This is a genomic window from Ruegeria sp. AO1 (assembly GCF_056535985.1).
The window spans coordinates 343,484-362,679 of the sequence record NZ_JBQFJC010000002.1; the positions used below are offsets into that span (position 1 = coordinate 343,484).

Below are 19,196 nucleotides of genomic sequence, written 5' to 3' on the forward strand. Positions count from 1 at the left end.
CTTCATTGTCGGTCGTCTGGTGGGGGGCTAATCTTCCCCTCAAACACGGAAAGGTTAGGGTTATGTCCGCATTTGCATCATGGAAGTTCATCGGGACCTCGGCATTCGCCGTCCTGTGTACCGCTCAGTTTGCTCTGGCGCAGTCAGGCGAGTTGACGGCAGACGAAATCACCGACGCGTTCAACAAGCAGAAGACGCGCGGCCTTGTCATCGTTCCGTCGAATTCCGGCGAAACGGCTGAGGCCGAAGCTGAAACCACCGTCGCCGCCGCACCGACCGAATACCAGCCGGTCGCAAGCGAGGATCAGGTCAATATCCAGATCCGCTTCGATTTCGCGTCGGCTGCGCTGCGCGAGGATGAAAAGCCCAAGCTTTCGTCGCTGTGTCAGGCGATGAAGAACGTGGATGTGAACGTCTTCCAGATCATCGGCCATACCGACAGTGCAGGCTCGGCTGAATACAACCAGAACCTGTCGCTGCTGCGCGCCAAAGAGGTCAAGCGCTTCCTAGTCGGCGATTGCGGCATCTCGGAACAACGGCTGGAGGTGCTGGGTGTTGGCGAGGCTGAACCTCTGAACAAAGACAATCCGCGCGCCGACGAAAACCGTCGCGTTGAATTCCAGGCCCTCGGCTGATTACACCACCACTCTAACTAAACCGAGGACAGCATGACGGACTCCCGCGCAGGCGACCTGTTTCAGCCGGGCGATCTGGTGAACAATACTTATCGGATCGAAGCGATACTTGGGCGGGGCGGTACTTCTGACGTCTATCGAGCCCGCTCCGAGATTTCGGGGCGGCTTGCCGCTTTGAAGGTTCTGAAAGCGGAGTTTTCCAGCAATGATGACTATCTGGTCCTGCTGACCCGCGAGGAAGAAATCCGCGACATCCGCCACGACGCGGTTGTCCGCTATTCTGAAAACAACCGAACCGCCGACGGGCATGTCTATCTGGTGATGGACTATGTCGACGGGCCGGGCCTCGACCAGAAACTCAAAACCGGACCTATGTCGGCGGGCGACGTGCTGACTGTGTGCAAACGGGTCTGCGAGGGACTTGAGGCCGCCCATGCCCGCAACATCGTTCACCGCGATCTGAGCCCCGACAATATCATTCTGCGCGATGGCGACCCGGCCCAGGCCGTGATCATTGATTTCGGCATCGCCAAGGATACAAACCCCGGCGCCGAAACCATTGTGGGCGGTGAGTTTGCCGGGAAATACGCCTACGCCGCGCCGGAGCAGCTTTCCGGCAAAACCGACCAGCGCACCGATATCTATTCATTGGGGGCCTTGCTGCTGGCCAACTTCCGGGGGCAAAAAGCCGATGCCGGGCGCAACCTGCTGGAAGTGGTCGAGAACAAGAAAGAGCCGCTGAATACTCAGGACGTACCGGAACCGCTGAAGTCGATCCTAGACAAGATGACGGCTCCGAACCCGGATGATCGGTACCAGAGCGCCGGAGACGTTCTTCGCGCCTTGGCTGCGGCCCGGAACGGATCGGCTGCGCCCCAAGACGATCTGGACGACGCGACTGTGATCGCCCCGCGCGCGGCCCCTGCCGCTACGCCATCTGTCGCCCCCGTCACGCAACCGGACCCGAAACCCAAGGCCAGCCCTGCTAAAGCTGAGCCTGCCAAATCCTCACGCGGAGGTGTGGTGGCCGCAGTCGGCGCGCTTGCGGTCGTTGGCCTTGGTGCCGGTGGCTATTTCGGCGGCCTGTTCGACAGCTTCCTTGCACCGCAATACCCGACCGTATCGCCCTATACTCTGGTCGCTGACAAGCGCCCTGGTCAGGCCCCTCGTGCCGTCGGCTTTGTTCCATCCGAGACTGTGCGGGATGCCATGACGGGCGAGATCACATCCGAAGGGGGCGATGTTGATCTCACATTGGCCTCGGGCGACATTTCCGACACCTGGGGAACAGCGGTGACCGACGTCATCGACGCCGCCATGGATCTGGACGAGTGGCGTTTCGTGGTCGAAGGCAATGAGGCCCGACTGACCGGACAAACCACCGATCAGGCCCTGCATGCCGAGCTTGAGCAGCTCTACTCCGCCGGTCTGCCCGCTGGGCTACAAGGGACCGCAGATATCGAGTTGGAATCGCTGTTCCTGTCTGCAGATGAGGTCCGACCCATCCTGTCCGGCCTGGCCGATTGCGGCGCGTTGAAACTGATCGACGCACCCAGCACGGGCTACGGCCCCGAAACGCCGATCAAAGTCAGCGGAACGCTGGCCTCAAGAGACAGTTTGGTCGGGCTGGACACCGCGCTGACGGCCCTCGCTGGTTCACGCCCTATCGATCTTGAGCAGGTCACGCTGCTGAACCCGACCCTGTGTCTGATCGAGAATTTCCTGCCCTCGGCACCTACCAGCGATATCTCCATCGCGTTCTTCAACGGAGAGCAAGGCAACGCCCCCAATCCGACCGGCGACTTCATTGTCGGGCAAAACCCGGTCATTGATGTCGACCTGCCCGATGATGTTCGGGATGGGTACCTGTCCGTTTCGGTCTTGGATGTGTCGGGCAATGTGTTCCACCTGCTGCCCAACGTCACCCGCCAAGACAACGATATCGCCTCTCTGCGCGACGGAGAATCCGGGCCGATTTCTGTCCGCGTGGCCTATTCGATTGATGAAAGCCAAGACAATGGCGGCATCGCCTTTCAGGTTGATGACACTGCGCTGGGGAAAAGCAAGGTGATCGTTCTGCATACCGACAACCAGCTCTTCAGCACCATACGCCCAACGGCGGAATCTGCGGCAGGTTATGCCGAGGCCCTGCGCGAGCAGGACCGCAATGTTGAAACGCAAATTCTGTCTCTGGACAGCCGCATTCTGACAACGCTGGAGCAATAGGCTCGGGCGGCGTTCCTGCGTCCAAATGTGAAATTAAAGGATGTCGACGACAATCACGGTAATGTTGTCGGCCCCGCCGCCATCCAGCGCGACCTGTATCAACTGATCCGAGACGGTCTCGATCGGCATATCCGACAGTGCTTTTTCCAGCATCGGGAAGGTCGCGTATTTACTAAGGCCGTCTGAGCAGATCAGGAAACGGTCGCCGGGCTGAACCTCGCCACGGACCTTGTCCAGTTCAAGAACATCCCCAACGCCCACGGCCCGTGTGATCGCATTGGATTGAGGGTGCTGCTCTGCCTCGTCCCAGCTCATCTGACCAGCCAGAACCAGATCCGCAACAACCGAGTGATCGGTGCTGAGCATCTGGATCTTGCCCTCACGCAACAGATAAATACGGCTGTCCCCAGCCCAAAGCCCCACGAAATGCCCATTGGCGAGCATCATGCACGCGACCGTCGTACCAATCGTGCCGCCACCTCGGGCATCTGCCTCTTGTCGGATCACGGCATGGGCGCGCTGGATTGCGTCCCGCAATGCGGTCAACCTATCTGCTGGGGCCAAACCGGGCGGGATTGCGGCAACCATATCCGCGACCAATCGGCTGGCATAGTCTCCCGCATCATGCCCGCCCATCCCATCAGCCACCAGCCAGAGGCTTTCCTCAGGCAGCGCCAGCACCGCGTCTTCGTTGACCTTACGCCTGAGGCCCACATGGCTGCGTGCGCTGTACCGAACGCGGTGACTTGAATTCATATTGGTCGTGCCTCGGTCCACAATGCGGCGTGTAGGTTGAACAAGCCTTGCATGTTTGCCCCATCCGGTAAACCTTCGCAGATCATCATTCGGGGGACACCGCCGATTTCGGTGCTCCAAACGCTTGGGGTGCGATATCTTTGCGACATCAACCCCGCCGCCAGATCAGGCAACAAGCTGTCGGAGACTTCCCCGCGGGTCAGAACCATCGTGTTCCCATGCGCGCGCACAGGAGCCGTCGGTTGCTGCGTTGGGGCTGGCAAAGCGGCCAGACCTTCGGCCAGCTTGTCGCGGGTCATGTCATCTTCGAGCGCGGCAAGCGCCAGATCTTCAAGCTGTCGGTAAACCTCAGCCGCCCGGAAATGCGCCAGCGCGGCAGACCCTTCGTTCGACACGCCAGCGACCAAGGTCAAAGGAAACCGACGTCCGACCCGATCCACCGAAGGCATCAAAACCCCCAGCATCTTTTGCGGCCCGGCCAGCCCGGGAGACAGGCAAAACCGCCAAATCGGAGCGGACATGTAATGGGAATCCCATGCCTTAGCCAAGGTTTCTGACGCAGCCAACATGCTGCGCTGTATCCACTCATCCCACGGCTGCACAAACGCCTGAGACACCCCGAGGCGGAAGAAATCTCCGACCGAGGGCATCTTGCCGAATGCACCAAACCCGCCTGTTTGCATCAGAACGACTTGGGGCAGCTGAATTTCTGCAGCGCTGGCAAGGCGAACGGATTGATGACCGACCCTGACTGCAACTGGAAGATTGCGATGCGACCACCGACATTGAAGATCACCTTCTTGCGGTCTGACACATTGGTGCGCCGTACCTCGGCCGCGTCCAGCAGGCGGAACCAGGCCCAGGGGCCGTCCTTGGACAGAACGCTTTCGATATTGCGCTTTTCCGGCTCAAAGCTGACGCGCGCCAGCCCAACCGAGCCCGGCCATGTCACAGCGAGGGGTGAGGGCAGCCCACCGCGATGTTTGAACTCCAGCACTTGGCCGTCAATCTCAAGCTTGACGCCCTTGGCCTTTGGGTCCAGCGCCTCGGGCATGATCTGGAACTGGATTTGCGGTTGCGGGCCTGCGGCAAAGAACGCCTCTTTGATCTCGGCGGCGTTCTGGAACTGAGTCAGAACCGCCTGGCTGATGCCCAGATCGGTCGCATTGACCCCGGACTTCCACGACCATGGACGCGTGCGCATATCCACATGTTTCGCGAGGTTTTCATTGAAGAACGAGTCGATCAGACCTTGCGGGCCGAACAACTTGCCAAAGTCACCCATCGCAACATCCGCACCCGAGCGGCGGTTGAACGGATAGCGATCTCCGACGACCTGCTCGCAGAACGGCAGAACCGTCGATTGCCACCGCGCGTTGATGGACGAGCGGGTGCTGTCCGAGGTGATCCCGGACGAGCCATCGATGATCTGCAGGGCCCAGCGTTCCATCGGGCCGGGGATACGGGCGGCCTCTTGCTGGAACTGCTGCAGAGCCTGCCCGGTTTCACCGCCAGAGACGCCACTGAACGACATTTTGTTCAGCTCCTGATACACGCCCGTCAGCGAGCCCATCAGCATGTCCAACTGCGAAGGCTGCCCTTCTTGCCTTTCAACCAGCTGATGCAACCAATCGAAGCGATCCTCGACATACTGCCCTGGCGCTTGCACGGGTTCGCCGGCATTGACACCACTGGTTTTGGCCAAGGCTTCCAACAGGATCTGTGTCTGGGCTGAGGTCGCGGATTGCAGCTCAATCGCGGCGGCACCGGAAACGCCTTCGCTGATCGCATCATTGCCCGAGAGAATTGACCGGTCTTCGGTCAATTTCGTCTCATCCGAGATCGAATTCAGGACGTTCACGATAGGAGACGTCGGGCCTGACAGCACATTGGTGACCTCAACCGCGTGGCTGAGGCTTTCCATCGGCACGATGTCGATATCGCCCAGCATGGCGTCATAGCGCGCGATGTAGTCGTTGTAGTAGAGGTCCAGAACATCACGGCTGAGGGCAGCAAGAGCCTGCTCAGTCTGTTCAGCCTCACCTCGGGGTCCCAGAACCCAGCTTTCCTTCTGCACGCGTTTGGCGACGCCAATCGCCTCACCAAGGAAGACGTTATTGAAGCCATTATAGGTGAAAATACCTTCAATCCCGTCGTTCAGAGGTTTCCCGGAGGACCGCACCAGAACGCGACCAACAGCGGGGCCACCTACCTCGGTGATCCGCCACTCCGGCAGCGCTGTGGCCGCGGGGCTGGAGACGATACCGTTATAGACACGCTGCGCCAGTGGGAGTTCCGACAGGATACCCTGAATCTGATCCACCATTGGGCCATTCAGAGCGATCTCTTGCATCGGCTGGTTCAACATGGCGTCGAGATGATCGTTCAGATCCGCGCGGAATTCCTCACGCGATGGGCCGGGGAAGGACACGCTCCAGTCAATGTTCATCCATTCCTTGACCAAATCCTGGTTCATCGGCCCCTGCAGACCCAGCATCAGATAGACCTTCAGCGCCTCATAGAGCACATCGGGGTTGTTGATGTTGGCGCTCATCTGCTCTTCCAGACGCAGAAGAAGACGCGGTAACAGGCGTTGATTCAATGCAGCACGATAGGTTTGCGCCGCCTGTGTGCCGATCACGTCGCCCTGATAGAGACCATAAGTCAGACGTGTTTCAGGGTCCGGATCCGAAAGCGTCGGGTTGGCCGGCAGATCGCGCAGCGTGTTGAGCGCTTGAACGACCGGAACCAGATCGGTGTCACCAACGGGGCTGGGCGGCAAAGTCGCAGCGGCGGCCTGATAGGCGGATACACCCTCCTGCGCCTCGGCGATCAGGTCGGTATTGCCCATGAAGCTGCGCACCAGCAAGGCTCCGACCGTGACGGCGGCAATGACAGTCGCGGCAATCGAGGCCCATTTGGTGATCTTGTAGCGCTTTTCGACCTTGTCATCAGCACTGACCAGACCAGCCTCGCGGAAGATCACCTGATCAAACAGGCGCGTCAGGAAATAGGAGCGACCCGACCCCTGCCCAGAGCCGATGGCCTGACGGCCAATCCCAAAGGTCCTTGCCATGCCCAGCATCAGACGGTCAATCGGCGTGCCTTCTTGCGTGCCCGACGTGAAATAAACCCCACGCAGCATGTGGCGGTGCTGATAGCGGCTGTCCTGAAACACCTCGGTCAGGAACTCATGCGCCACTTTGCGAACCGAGGCGACCTGCATCGGGAACCCGGCAATCAGCGCGCGGCGCTGCGGGTCTGTCTCGGTCTGCATCCGCTCCAACGACTGCGAATTCAGACGACCCAGAAGCAGGGCGAATTCCTCGTCAAAAGCCGCGACCGGAGATTGCTCGCTACGCGATTTGTCCAATGGCAGTGTAAAGCCCCAAACCTGCTCGCGATCTTCTTTGCCCAGATTGTCGTGGAATTCGGCGAAACCTGCGATGAGGTCGGCCTTGGTAAACAGGATATAAACCGGGAACCGCACACCGAGCTTTTCACGCAGCTCTTCCAGTCGGCGACGGACGGCCTTGGCGTGTTCTTTCTGCGTGACCTCGTCCTGCAAGGACAGGTCAGAAAGCGAAATCGCGATCATCGCGCCATTAATCGGCTGCCGTTTGCGGTATTTCTTGAGTAGGTTGAGGAACCCGATCCAGGCCGCATTGTCGACCTCGGCATCGCTTTCCTGCGTGGTATAACGCCCGGCGGTGTCGATCAGAACGGCGTTCTCGGTGAACCACCAGTCGCAGTTCCGCGTACCTCCAACACCGCCGATCGCGGTCTTGCCCAGCTCATCCGCCAGCGGAAAGTTCAGGCCCGAGTTCACGATAGCCGTCGTTTTGCCAGCGCCCGGAGGGCCGATCATGACGTACCACGGCAGCTCATTCAGATGCCGTCGCCCGTTCTTGGACTTGCGCAAAGCCGCCATCGCGGTTTTCAGTTTGCCGCGAAGCTCGGAAATCTCGCTGTCGATCATGTCGCCACCATCGGCGACGGATTCAGTGATCTCTTCCGTCAGTTTCTTTTCGCGACGTCGGCGCAGCAAGAAGATGGTCAGGCCGATCAGGAAGAAGACCAGATAGATCACCCCGCACCAGATCAGGCGGGTTCCGACCCCATCCAGCGGACGCCACTCGTCCGAGCCGATCCACGGACCGAAATAGTACAGACACCCGGCTAGAACCGTCGCCGTGAAGAACAGCACGGTGTAGATCGACATGAAAACATATCTTAGAACGCGGCGGATCATCAGTTCTCCTCCTGAACCAGCAGGACTTCGATCCTGCGGTTCGTGGCCCGGCCTTCGCGGGTCGAGTTGTCGGCAATCGGTTCGCTATCGGCGCGGCCTTCGGCGCTTAGGCGGTCGGGATCGGAAATCTCACCCGCCATCTGGTTCATCACCGATTTGGCCCGTGCCAGAGACAGCGCAAGGTTGGACGGAAAGCGCGATGAGCGGATCGGCACATTGTCTGAGTGCCCGGTCACGATGACCCCTCCTGGTTCTCCGTCCAAGGCTACGGCCACGCGGCGCACCGGTTCCTTGAATTTGTCCTGCAGATGATCCGAACCCGACCCGAACATGCCAGATCCCTTGATCCGGATAATCAGCGTGTTGCCCTTCTCAAAAACCTCAACCAGCCCTTCGTCGATCTCGGGCTGGAGGAAAGCAACGACCTTTTCGACCTGCGGCTGGGCTTGCGGCGGTGGCGGAGGAGGCGGCGGGGCGCGGCGCTGCAGCTCTGTCACCCGGCCAGCATCAATCACCGACATCTGCCCCACAAGGTTTTCGGTCTTGTTGGACAGCAGATAAGACAACCCACCAAATTCGATCAGCAACAGCAGCGCGGTCACGCCAACAGCGATCCAGACCGGCTTCCACAGGCTGAGGGCGCGGTAGGGTTTGTCGACCCCTTCCCAATGCGGGGCGAGATCCCGTTCCACGTCACCACGCTGTGCGCGAATGATCCGCGCGAGACCCTGACGGATCTGCATATGCTTGTCCGCGCCGCCCTGTTCGACGCGCAAACGCCCCTCGAACCCAAGCGAGAGGCACATGTAGACGAATTCCAGCAGCTCAATATTGTTGGCCGGGTCCTGTTCGAGACGTGCCAGCAGGTCATAGAAGCGATCACCACCGACGGTCTCTCGGTGGAAGGTGCCGACCAGCGATTGGGTCGCCCAGCTGGATTGGCCACCCCACGGTGTATTCAAAACAACGTCGTCCAAAGTCGCGCACAAAGCATAGCGTGCGATCTTGACGGTCTGCGCCGCTATGCCCGCCTGCAAAGCGGCATTTTCAAACGCGCGCACCTCGGCCACAACGCTTTGGCGCAGCTTGTCCGGGTCCATATGCTGCGCGCGGTTGCGAATGCGGCTGATCAACGAAAATAGCGATGCCGCGCAGGCATTCAGCCGGTTCATACCTGTGGTCGCAACCTCTTCACCGCCAGACGCAGGCCGGGATTGGGGCGTTTGGGATTGAGGCACCCCGTATCCCGCGCCGCCCGGCGCAGGTTGCCCCATGGGCTCGGTCTGTGGCACCTGCATCGGATCGGGATATCCTGCCGGTTGCTGCGGAGCCGATTGTTGCGGCATTCCGCCCGCCTGACGTCGCCCACCGGGATTGGGGCGAATGACCGTCTTGTCGGTGTCGTCCGGTTCGGCAAATGGATCTTTGTCGGACATTCTTTGACCTGTTCCCCTAAGGCTTCCGCGTCACGAGTGTGACCCACATATCAAGCCCTATCAAATTGTTTTGGCGCCGCCAGTGATCACGTTCACTCTTATTGGTTGCGGATCGCCCACAGCTCCATCTCAAGTCCGGGATATTGCCCCGATACATGAACCGCGATCCCACCCGAGGTGGTCATCTTGCCCCAGTACGGGCTGGCAGCATCCAGTTCGAAATAGACGACGCCTGAATGGTACGGAATCTGCCGCGGAGCGACCGGCAACGGGCGCAGCGTGATACCGGGAAGGGCCGAGTTCACCAACTGACGGATCTCCTCAACTGGTCCGGTTTTGGCTTGCCCGGCGAAATGACGGCGCACGTCCTCTGCTGGGATATCTGCGTTTACAGCCAGCACGAAACCGGCATTGCCGATCAGCTTGCGGTCGGCAATTACGCCCACGCTGATGCCATATTTCCGCGCCTCCAGCGGGATTGAGACCGCCGTCTGCTCCAACACGGAACTCAGATACTGTCGCAAGGTCCGGATAACCGGCGCGAACGAGGCGGTCAGGTCGTCATGCTGGTAGGCCGGGAATTGCACGGCCTCTTTCTCAGTGCTCATGAAGGTCGCCAGCTCACCGGCGAGCGCGGCGCAAACACGGTAGACATGTTCGGGATGCACGTTCTCAATATTGGCGAAATGGCGCACCAAGGGCAGGTTGCGGTTGATGGTCATCAACAGCAGGAAATCCGAAATCTCGGCAGCCCCTTTTGCCGGTCCGCCATCCGAAAGACGCCCCGCCAAGGCCTGCATGCGGTGCGAAAGCATCCCCTCAAGTTCATTCATGAAACCGGCCAGCGCAGCGGCGGCGCGCACGTCCAGCACCGATGGGATGAAGCCGCGATCCAGAATAATCTCTTTGTCCGGGCGCACTTCGATGATCTTGGCAATCGGGATCGCCAATTTATCCGCCAAATCATCCACTTCCAGCGCGAACTGCAAGCGGAGTTTGCCGACGCCCAACGTGACAGGCTTTTTCTGCTGGCTCATCACATCCGTGATTTCCTGCTCGGCCGGACGCAGACGGCTGACCGATTGTTCGGCCCCGCTCAGATCCACCTCGGATGCGCCCTGCCGCCTCTGCGGAACCGTCAGGTAGACAACGCAATCCTTAATCGTCTCGGGCACTTCCAGCGCAGGAGGGTGATCTTCGGCCTGCGGCACGCGAAATACCTGCCCGTCAGGCGTCAGCCCCGAGCAGGATTTCAAGGCAAACTGACCGACCTTGAGCACTTCATCATCGATCTCTAAGGCACTGACACCCCACGCATAAGGCGTGACTCGGCGTGCGAGACCAGCCACCAGCGCCTCGGTATATCGATCCGCCTGCTGAAAGTGATGGGGTTGCAGAAACAACCCTTCGGTCCAAAGCACCTTGCTGTCCCAGGACAATGGCTGCCCTCCCTTGTTCTTGCCGCCCGTGATGGGGCGTTACTTCAGCTTTTCCAGCTGTTCTTTATACGCGCGCGCGAATTCCCGGCTGAAGAGATCGTGAAAGTCATTCTCTGCCTGATCCGAGATATCAGCATACATCTTCTCGTACACTTCCCAGTACTGAGCCTTTTTACCTTTAAAAAGTGACCCAAGTTTGCCGGAACCCTCAATTTTTCCTGCCAGCACCTCGGGATCCAGCCGGGCCAGAACGCCTTTGAGCGCGGCCTCCATGCCAGTGACCATCGCAACCTCGTGCGCCTTGATGTCGTTCAACGCCTGTTCGGTCGCCTCTTCCGAGGCTAGGTAGCCTTTGACACGCGGTTTGACCAAGGCCTCAATCGCCTGTTCCGGGCTGATCGAGAACTTCAACGGGTTGTTGCCGCCCGCATTGATCATGGTCTGTTCGATACGGAACTCGGACTTGATCGAGGTGCGGGTCATCAGGATTTCCCGCAAGCCGGTGATCATCACCCGCAACACACGGCCCATGCGGCCCATCGTGGCAGGCAAATCGGCGTCGTCGATGCGCAGATCGTCAACCTCCAACGCCTCTAGCAAGGCACGGGCAGCGGATTGATCGCCACCGCCGGTCGGAACAGGTTTCTCTGCCTCAACCGGTTCAGGGGTTGGAGCGACCTCGGCCTGCCCGCCCGGCTTTGGCTTGATCGGAGGCGGCGCGGTGGGTTCCGGACGCGCCGGTTCAGGCGCGGCAAACGGGTCCGAGCTCGAGCCGCCCGCAGGCGACAGCAGATCATCATCCCAGTCATCTGGGATCAGGTTGGCTCCTCCTGCCGACGGCGCGGTAAACGCGTCGCTGGCCGACGGGTTATGCATCGCATCGCTCGCGCCCATATCCGCATGCACATCCTTGGGCTTAGCAAAGAACGGATCGTCATCCTCCAAGGGCGGTAGCAGTTCATCCATTGGGTCGGGCGTGGAAATCTGCCCGGGCCCTTTGGCGTCACCGCCCAAAAGGTCATCCAGAAAATCCCCGCCCGGAGCGGCATCGTCCAACAATGCCATCGGATCCGGCGCATTCTGGGACATACCCGGAGACACCCCCGCCTGTTGCACCGGCTGCGGGATCGATTCTTCGAAACTGGGCAGGTCCGCCCCGATTTCGACAACCATTTCATACCCGCCCGCAGCAAGCACGTCGCCATTGTTGAGCGGCGTCGGTGTCCGACCTAGTGGGATTTTCGAGTAGTTCAGAAAAGTTCCGTTCGTCGACAGATCAACAATCACCACGTTTCCATTGTGATCCTCAATGACGAAGTGGCTTTTGCTCAGAGTCTTTTCGGGGTCAGGCAGGACCAAGTCATTGGCCGGCCCACGCCCCACGGTCAAAGAGCCCCCCTGCATCGAGACCGGGCGCCCGTCGCCCGGCACCACGCCGGTGGATTGGAATTTCAAAGTGACCGTCATTCGTTTGTCTTCATCCTCCGACCAGTACGGTAAACTCGCCCTTAATGATCGGACCACCACAGGCGCAGGTATCCGTCACACGGGCGGCAGGCAGCTTGCCGATCAGGACGGTGGCCGAACCCTTGATGATCGGGTGCGGAAATGCCGGTGTCGCCATATCTGACAGACGCGCTGCGGGCAGTTTTCCCACCAGAACCGTCGTACAGCAGGGCGGCATGATCGGCATCGGCACCGGAGCAGGCGGTGGCGGGGCTGGCGGAGGAGCAGGCAGCGTACACGCATGCAAGTCCAAGATTCGTGCTTGCGGGAATCCCATGCTTACTCCTCTTTCTCAGCGCTGGCGTTCTCGCGGTCCAGCTTACCATTTCCACCCCGAGCAATATCGACCCCACGGTCAATCAGCAACTGCACGTAGGTGTCAAAATCCTCTTCATGTTTGTCCATTGCAACAACATTCATCGCAAAGGCCACAACTTCGGCCGCCCCGAGAGGGGCCGGAACGTTGGCCAGATCACCCGAACCCAGAGTTCCGTCCGAGTATAACACGCCCATAGCGCAATTTACCGTCTCATCATCTGGTTCGGCGAGATCAATCGTCGCGCCCGCCTTGTCGCGGTTTTCAGGCGTGGGGCGAAACACCCATTCCTCGGACGCCGCCAGTGCGGGCGTGTTGTTGTCCGGGGCCTCACCGACATAGTCGCGCGCGGCCAGACAGGACCACCACACGCGCTCTCGGGCAGGCAAGGCCACCCCCAGAAGGCGTAGGATATCGATCACTGCGCCTTTCTCTTCCAATTCAGTCAACACCACATCCAAAGGCGCACTGGCCGGGGCCTCTAGCTTGACGCTCAGGCGGGCATTGGCATCGGCCAGCATGCGCGCAGCGGGCATCTGGGGCGTTTTGGTCATTCCGGAAAAACGGTCTGTCATCGCGTTGCCCCCTTAGTTGATCATTGTCAGGCCGCCCTTGAGGGTCAGCATGGCATCGCCATTGACCGTCGTCATCGGGCTTTTTGCATCCAGCTTGGCATTAGCCTGGACTTTGATCATCGTGCTCTTGATCGTAATGCTTGTCGGGTCCAGTTTGATCGAAGAGCCACCAACCTTCAATTCGATCGACTTCATTGCCGTCATTGTGATCTTGCCCATTTTGGCATCGACCTGAATGTCACCCATCTTGACCGTCGTGGATTTGTCACCTTCCTTGATCGTTTCGGCATGATTGCCCGTGACGGTGCGGGTGGACTTGCCCTCGATGGTCTCGGTCTGGTCAGTCTTGATGCTGACCGTCTGGTTACCTTTCTCGATGGTGAAAGTATGGTCACCTTCCTTGATCGTCTCATCCACGTTCTTCTTGACCACTTGGCTGAGGCAGCCGTCACCGCCATTGCCACCCTTGTCCAGCTTGTCGTAGCCGATAGTGATCGTGGACATATTCTTGACCAGCTTCTCGTGATCCTTCTGCGCCTGAAAGCGCACGAGTTCAGCGTCTTTCTTGTCCTCGAACATCAGTTCGTTGAACGTCTCGGCGCTGCCCTGTTTCGAGGACCGCGTCTTGATCCCGGTTTGCGTCTGGTTTGCAGGCAAGGCATAGGGTGGCATGGTGTCGGCATTGTAGAGCATGCCCGTGCAGATCGGCCGATCCGGATCACCCTCTTCAAACTGGATGACAACTTCCTGTCCGATCCGGGGGATGCTGACCATACCCCAGTTCTTACCCGACCAAGGGGTGACAACCCGCACCCAGCAGGTGGTCTTTTCGTCTTTCTTGCCTTCACGATCCCAATGGAACTGAACCTTGATGCGACCGTATTTGTCAGTCCAGATTTCCTCACCAGCCTTGCCGGTCACAATGGCCGTATGCAGACCCGAGATTTCTGGCCAAGGGATCGTGCGCAATGATTTGAATTCGGTTTTGCCGGGCTGGGCCTCAAACTCGACCATGAACATCTCATTGCTGTCCTCTGGAAACTCCAGCGCACCGGTGTCCAGATCCTTGTCGTTCTTGGCAAATCCATAGCCTTCGGTGGTCTGAAGAAAATACCGCGCCTTTGTGATCAGGTATTCCGCGTTCTCCGCCTTGTCTGGATGATCCTTCAGCGTGAACTTGCGCCCCGTTTCCAGCGCTCGGACCGAGGCCCGACCACGCCGCCGGTCGAACAGAGCATCCTCGGCCGTCATCCGCACCTTGGCCAGCGTATTGCCCGGCCCGGTTTCCTTGTAGTGACCTGGAATATCGTAAAGCTCTAGTTTGTCTTTGAACCCGTGCTTTGCCCCGGTCGGCGTTTTGGCCCGCGCATCCAGCGATGCTTTCGGCTTTTCGAAATCAAAATCGCCTAGCGAGACAACTCCGGGCCGGATCGTCTCGGACGCGGCCCATTCGGTCACCGAGTCACCAAGACGTTGGCTGTAATCATCCCCGCCCCGGAATTCGACCTTTGCGTCACCGGCAATCGGCGTATGAGCGTTTGGTCCGTCGCACATGACCAGCGTCTCATTCTTGTCCTTGGCATTCGTGTAATCGAAATAGTAGTAGATGCCCTCTTCCTGCATCAGGCGCGAGATAAAGTCGAAATCCGTTTCGCGATATTGCACGCAGTATTCGCGCTGCTGGTAAGTGGCGCGCAGGCTTTTTCTGAAATCCGTAAGCCCGTATTCACCGAAAATCTTTTCGATGATCTGCACGGCGGTCATTTCCTGAAAGATGCGACTGTCGGTGGTCTGCGTCAGCAGCCAGAACCAGGGGCGCAATTCGGCCAGAAACTGTACATAGCCGTCGCGCAGCGCCAGTCGTTCCACCCTTACAATTGTGCCAGTGAATTTACGCTCGGCTCCGTCAGCTGCCAGATGGATGGTCATCACCTTGCCCAACAGTTTGTCCAACGAAATCGTGGTCTTTTCCGACAGGAACTCGACCTGAATTTCGGTCAGTTTCCCCAGCTCTTCTGAGACGACGGCCCGCCTGATGACAAGATCATCCTCACCATAGCTATACGACCCCGTTATCCGAAGCGGCCACTCTTTACTTTGCAGACTCTCAGCCATTTACCGTTCCTTCCAATTCTCGTTCACCGCGCCGTCACAAATCGTTCAGCAGTGCAGCAAGTTCGGGGTCCATATCTTCATCATCACTATCGTCACCGTCATCATCCCCGAATGACGCCAGCAGATCATCGAGATCGCCGCTGTCGTCATCTCGAAGGTCCAGATCGAGGTCGAAATCATCGTCGTCGTCTGAATCGAGATCCAGATCCAAATCCAGATCGTCATCCTCATCAGCCTCAGGCGCAGCAGGCACATCGGGCGACGGTGCAGGCGCGGGCATACCGGACCACGGGCCCAGAATCTCCTGCCCGGCAACCGAGTTGAACGAGCCCAGCCGGATTTCATCGCGGCCTTTGACCGACAGCACCGGCATATAGCCGCGTTGGACCGAATGTTCGTGCTTGGGCAGCGTGATATTACGTTCGGTACACGGCAGCGCCACCTGATCGCCGTAGCGGTCATTGACGAAATGGAAAGGTATGCCACCCAAGCTCATGACTGAGCCCAAATTCATCGCCTTGCCATTTTGCTTGAAGGACCGCGCCAACAGGATCGTCACCAGAACCGCCGGATTGGCCCAAAGCATACCGCGCAGGCCTTCAGACTCAGTGAATTCCTCAAAATCGAACTCATAGATCGGCTCAGACTTGGCGCCGTAAGGCCGTCGCAGCAAGAACCGGGGAGAGGCCAGGCCGACATGCCCGGCTTCGGGCATCGCGCGCAAGGTATCCCAGGCTTCGACCACCAGCGGGTGGCGGTCCTCGGGCTTCACATCCAGATAGGCGGGGGTGATTGCGCTGATGAACGGCGCATCCACATGGGCCGCCACACGGCCAATACGGCCCAGTAATTCCGCATGAGGGGGCGTTTCCTCAAAGGTATAAAGCCCGATCAGTGCTGAATACCCGCCGCGCCCGTTTTCTTCGTCCAACGGCTCTTCGGTCAGCAACCGAACCAGACCGGTTTTCGCCAGATCCTCCTCGGCAGCCAGATCCGCCGCAATTTCTTCGGCCGAAACGTCATACAAAACCACGTCGAGCGTATCGTCATCCTCGACACTACGCGCAATCAGATCGAGGCTGCGCCACTGCGCTTCGACGGATTGGAATTCCGGGTGATGCAGAACCATGCGCATGGCTGCGCTCAGCGCCTCATCCACGGCCTTTTGCATCGCCTGCACATCGGGGCTGGGCAGTTTGCGGATATGCGGGCCGACCACGCGTTTCAGAAGGTCATCGACCGGCGAGGCCTGCGCCAGTTCACCCGATGTATCGCCGATCAGTTTCTGAAAATCGCTGAGCTTCAGGTCAGCACGAACCGTGTTACCGCTCGAGGATTTGCGTGGCGGCACAACCGCCTGCCCGAACTCTTCCCCCCAACCAATCAGCTGTTTGGCGGCGTGATCTGCAGTCCCACCCGCGCTCAGCTGGCTTTTCAGACCCGAGAGGCCATCGAACAGTTCAACCTTTTCATAAAGCTCGTCGGGATGCAGATCGTCCAGTTCTTTCAGTTTCACTTCGATCCCAGCCCCGTCCTTGCCAATCGGCAGCACGAGATCGGTTGCGAACCCCTCGATCACCTCTTCGACCGTATCGGGATCCAGAATGATCGGCTTGCGTGCAGCCAAGGCGTCTCCGGTCTCGATCTGTCCACGCGCCGCTCGGCCAGAGAAATCGCCGAAGATCGCGATCCGGAATCGGGTGCGCTTCAGCCGTTCTGGGTCAGGTCGATCCGCGCTCATGCGGCCGAATGCCAATTGCGGCTCGTCCTCCAATTCCGCTGTTTCATCTGACGCGTCATCGGCATCGAGGTCACCCAGCAGAGCGTCCAGATCATCAGATCCGCCCTCGTCGTCCAGGTCTAGATCGCCCAGCAAGGCATCCAAGTCATCTGTCGTTTCGTCAGAGGATGCCTCATTATCCTCATCTGCGCCCAAATCATTCAACAGATCACCAAGGTCGTCTGAACCGCCCTCATCATCGCCGAGATCCGCCAGCAGAGCGTCCAGATCATCAGCTGACCCCTCCTCAGACGCACTCTCCTCGTCCGACCCTAGGTCGTTCAGCAAGGCGTCCAGATCATCTCCGCCAGCATCCTTATCCTCAACATCGTCGCCAAGGTCTGCCAGCAGCGAATCCAGATCATCTGTATCCACATCTTCTGTCTCATCACCGCCTTCAAGATCACCCAGCAAGGCGTCAAGATCGTCCGCGCCGGTATTTTCATCCTCTACATCGTCGCCAAGGTCCGCCAAAAGCGCGTCGACATCATCTGTGTCCGCATCTTCTGTCTCATCACCGCCTTCAAGATCACCCAGCAAGGTGTCCAAATCGTCTGCAGCGGCATCGCTGTCCGGCTCGGATTCCAAATCACTCAGAAGCGCATCCAGATCGTCAGACGCATCATCTGACGTCTCTTCGAGATCACCCAGCAGATCTTCCAGGTCATCGGCCGCTTCATCCGTCGGTGCAGATGTATCGTCATCCGACCCAAGGTCATTCAAAAGATCATCCAGATCGCCGTTAGGCTCTTCGGCTAAATCTGCAAGAACGTTTTCTACGTCAGCTTCGTCGACCTCATCAGCTTCGGGTTCCACCAAATCCCCGAGGATGTCGTCCAGAACATCCTCCTCCGGCTGTGCTTCGTCAGCAGAATCCGCCAGATCGGCAAGCAAATCATCCAGGTCGGACGCTTCTGCCTCTGGATCAGGTTGATCGTCGCTGGCCAGATCACCGAGGATGTCCTCTAGCGGATCGGCCTCATCCTTGCTGTCCAGTTCGGGTACCGAGGCGAGTATGTCGTCTGCCGCAGGCTCATCCGCTTCATCGGGAGCCTTCTCCGCCAGATCATCCAGCAGACCGTCCAGATCAACGTCGTCCGCCGCTTCATCAGGAGCAGCGTCGGCGAGGTCGGACAAAATGTCCGAATGATCTTCTTCGGCCTCTTCGGCGGCATCCGGAAGCGATGAAAGCGCCGCATCCAGTGCGCCGTCCTCTTCCGTCTCCTCCAGCTCCAGATCGGCCATTTCAGAGAGGATATCATCGCTCTGATCCGTCTCAGATGCGGCTTCAACCTCGGGCACTGAGGCGAGAACATCGCTGAGCGTATCCTCTTCGGCCTCAATATCCAGCGCGGAATCTGCAAGCTCTGACAGGATGTCATCGGACCCATCAACCTCATCCGCGACATCACTTTCCGGCAGAGACGCGAGGGCATCGGACACAGAGCTGTCTTCGACCTCTTCGGTGTCCAGATCGCTGAGGTCAGCCAAAATATCCGAAGTCGCATCCTCTACTTCGGTCGCCTCGGGCGCAGCATCGGCCAGATCGGCAAGAACCTCCGTCGAGTCTTCTGACGCGTCGGGCAGCTCGACCTCTGAGACAGAAGACAGAGCATCCGCGACAGACGTATCCTCGGGCTCATCATCAGGCTCAGAACTGGCCAAATCGGACAAGATATCATCCGACGCGTCCTCTTCCGCCGCAATCTCGACATCTGGCAGGCTGGACAGGATGTCATCTGCGGCGGTGTCTTCAACCTCATCCGCAGGTGCCGCGTCGGCCAATTCCGCCAGAATATCGCCTGATGTGTCGGTTACCTCTGTAACCTCGGTTTCGGGCAGCGAAGACAAAGCGTCCGAGAGAGAGGTATCCTGAGCCGTTTCCTCGGGTGCGGAAGCTGCCAGATTGGACAGGACATCCGCGCTGTCATCTACAGGCGCTTCGGGTTCAACCGAGTCGGGCAGTGAGGACAAAGCATCTGCGACAGTTGTATCTTCAGGTGCGTCTTCGGGAGCTTCAGCCGCCAGATCGGACAAGATGTCAGCCGATTGACCCTGCACTTCGGCGGTCTCAACCTCGGGCAAAGACGCAAGCGCATCCTCCACCGAATTATCGGAGAGGGCGTCCTCGGGCATCATATCCCGCAAGGCGTCCAACGT

At 59.0% G+C, this 19,196-nt stretch carries 12 protein-coding genes; 2 read left to right on the forward strand and 10 right to left on the reverse strand.

Features of this window, described 5'->3' with window-relative positions:
- Positions 1-62 precede the first annotated feature (62 nt).
- Positions 63-635: an OmpA family protein gene (locus tag ACR3FB_RS19795; protein WP_170639701.1), complete on the forward strand. Its 573-nt coding sequence runs from the start codon at positions 63-65 to the stop codon at positions 633-635.
- Between the two features lie 33 nt (positions 636-668).
- Positions 669-2,861 carry a serine/threonine protein kinase gene (locus ACR3FB_RS19800; protein WP_480566635.1) on the forward strand — a complete coding sequence of 731 codons (2,193 nt, stop codon included), beginning with the start codon at positions 669-671 and terminating at the stop codon, positions 2,859-2,861.
- A 33-nt stretch (positions 2,862-2,894) separates the two neighbouring features.
- Here ACR3FB_RS19800 and ACR3FB_RS19805 read toward each other — a convergent pair whose 3' ends face one another.
- The 10 genes from ACR3FB_RS19805 to ACR3FB_RS19850 all read right to left on the reverse strand — a co-directional run bounded on the left by ACR3FB_RS19805 (position 2,895) and on the right by ACR3FB_RS19850 (position 19,175).
- Complete coding sequence (locus tag ACR3FB_RS19805) at positions 2,895-3,617, reverse strand: protein phosphatase 2C domain-containing protein (RefSeq protein WP_170659069.1); 723 nt, start codon at positions 3,615-3,617, stop codon at positions 2,895-2,897.
- Positions 3,614-4,300 (reverse strand): type VI secretion system-associated protein TagF, encoded by a 687-nt coding sequence (gene tagF, locus ACR3FB_RS19810; RefSeq protein WP_480566637.1) that lies wholly within the window; start codon positions 4,298-4,300, stop codon positions 3,614-3,616. Before tagF ends, ACR3FB_RS19805 begins: the two co-directional genes overlap by 4 nt.
- Positions 4,300-7,869 (reverse strand): type VI secretion system membrane subunit TssM, encoded by a 3,570-nt coding sequence (gene tssM, locus ACR3FB_RS19815; RefSeq protein ID WP_480566639.1) that lies wholly within the window; start codon positions 7,867-7,869, stop codon positions 4,300-4,302. Before tssM ends, tagF begins: the two co-directional genes overlap by 1 nt.
- Entirely contained in the window at positions 7,869-9,305 is a 1,437-nt protein-coding gene (icmH, locus tag ACR3FB_RS19820) for a type IVB secretion system protein IcmH/DotU (RefSeq protein ID WP_480566641.1), read from the reverse strand. Before icmH ends, tssM begins: the two co-directional genes overlap by 1 nt.
- 98 nt (positions 9,306-9,403) lie before the next feature.
- Positions 9,404-10,744, reverse strand: coding sequence for a type VI secretion system baseplate subunit TssK (gene tssK / locus ACR3FB_RS19825; protein WP_170378397.1), 1,341 nt, complete (start codon positions 10,742-10,744; stop codon positions 9,404-9,406).
- 39 nt (positions 10,745-10,783) lie between these two features.
- A complete protein-coding gene (gene tagH / locus ACR3FB_RS19830; protein ID WP_480566643.1) occupies positions 10,784-12,211 on the reverse strand; it encodes a type VI secretion system-associated FHA domain protein TagH in 1,428 nt (475 codons plus the stop codon).
- A 10-nt stretch (positions 12,212-12,221) separates the two neighbouring features.
- The gene (locus ACR3FB_RS19835) at positions 12,222-12,527 is read right to left on the reverse strand and encodes a PAAR domain-containing protein (RefSeq protein WP_170467447.1); all 306 of its coding nucleotides are present in this window, start codon (positions 12,525-12,527) and stop codon (positions 12,222-12,224) included.
- 2 nt (positions 12,528-12,529) lie between these two features.
- Positions 12,530-13,141 (reverse strand): DUF6931 family protein, encoded by a 612-nt coding sequence (locus tag ACR3FB_RS19840; protein WP_425084473.1) that lies wholly within the window; start codon positions 13,139-13,141, stop codon positions 12,530-12,532.
- Between the two features lie 12 nt (positions 13,142-13,153).
- Complete coding sequence (locus ACR3FB_RS19845; RefSeq protein WP_480566645.1) at positions 13,154-15,256, reverse strand: type VI secretion system Vgr family protein; 2,103 nt, start codon at positions 15,254-15,256, stop codon at positions 13,154-13,156.
- A gap of 34 nt (positions 15,257-15,290) precedes the next feature.
- A complete protein-coding gene (locus ACR3FB_RS19850) occupies positions 15,291-19,175 on the reverse strand; it encodes a type VI secretion system contractile sheath domain-containing protein (RefSeq protein WP_480566808.1) in 3,885 nt (1,294 codons plus the stop codon).
- Between the last annotated feature and the right edge of the window lie 21 nt (positions 19,176-19,196).

What these genes read in the sequence shown, in the direction of transcription:
- ACR3FB_RS19800 (WP_480566635.1), top strand. Translation starts at nt 669, where the DNA reads ATGACGGACTCCCGCGCAGGCGACCTGTTTCAGCCGGGCGATCTGGTG.
- ACR3FB_RS19835 (WP_170467447.1), bottom strand. Translation starts at nt 12,527, where the DNA reads ATGGGATTCCCGCAAGCACGAATCTTGGACTTGCATGCGTGTACGCTG.
- tssM (WP_480566639.1), bottom strand. Translation starts at nt 7,869, where the DNA reads ATGATCCGCCGCGTTCTAAGATATGTTTTCATGTCGATCTACACCGTG.
- ACR3FB_RS19805 (WP_170659069.1), bottom strand. Translation starts at nt 3,617, where the DNA reads ATGAATTCAAGTCACCGCGTTCGGTACAGCGCACGCAGCCATGTGGGC.
- icmH (WP_480566641.1), bottom strand. Translation starts at nt 9,305, where the DNA reads ATGTCCGACAAAGATCCATTTGCCGAACCGGACGACACCGACAAGACG.
- ACR3FB_RS19850 (WP_480566808.1), bottom strand. Translation starts at nt 19,175, where the DNA reads ATGATGCCCGAGGACGCCCTCTCCGATAATTCGGTGGAGGATGCGCTT.
- ACR3FB_RS19840 (WP_425084473.1), bottom strand. Translation starts at nt 13,141, where the DNA reads ATGACAGACCGTTTTTCCGGAATGACCAAAACGCCCCAGATGCCCGCT.
- tagF (WP_480566637.1), bottom strand. Translation starts at nt 4,300, where the DNA reads ATGCAAACAGGCGGGTTTGGTGCATTCGGCAAGATGCCCTCGGTCGGA.
- ACR3FB_RS19795 (WP_170639701.1), top strand. Translation starts at nt 63, where the DNA reads ATGTCCGCATTTGCATCATGGAAGTTCATCGGGACCTCGGCATTCGCC.
- tagH (WP_480566643.1), bottom strand. Translation starts at nt 12,211, where the DNA reads ATGACGGTCACTTTGAAATTCCAATCCACCGGCGTGGTGCCGGGCGAC.
- ACR3FB_RS19845 (WP_480566645.1), bottom strand. Translation starts at nt 15,256, where the DNA reads ATGGCTGAGAGTCTGCAAAGTAAAGAGTGGCCGCTTCGGATAACGGGG.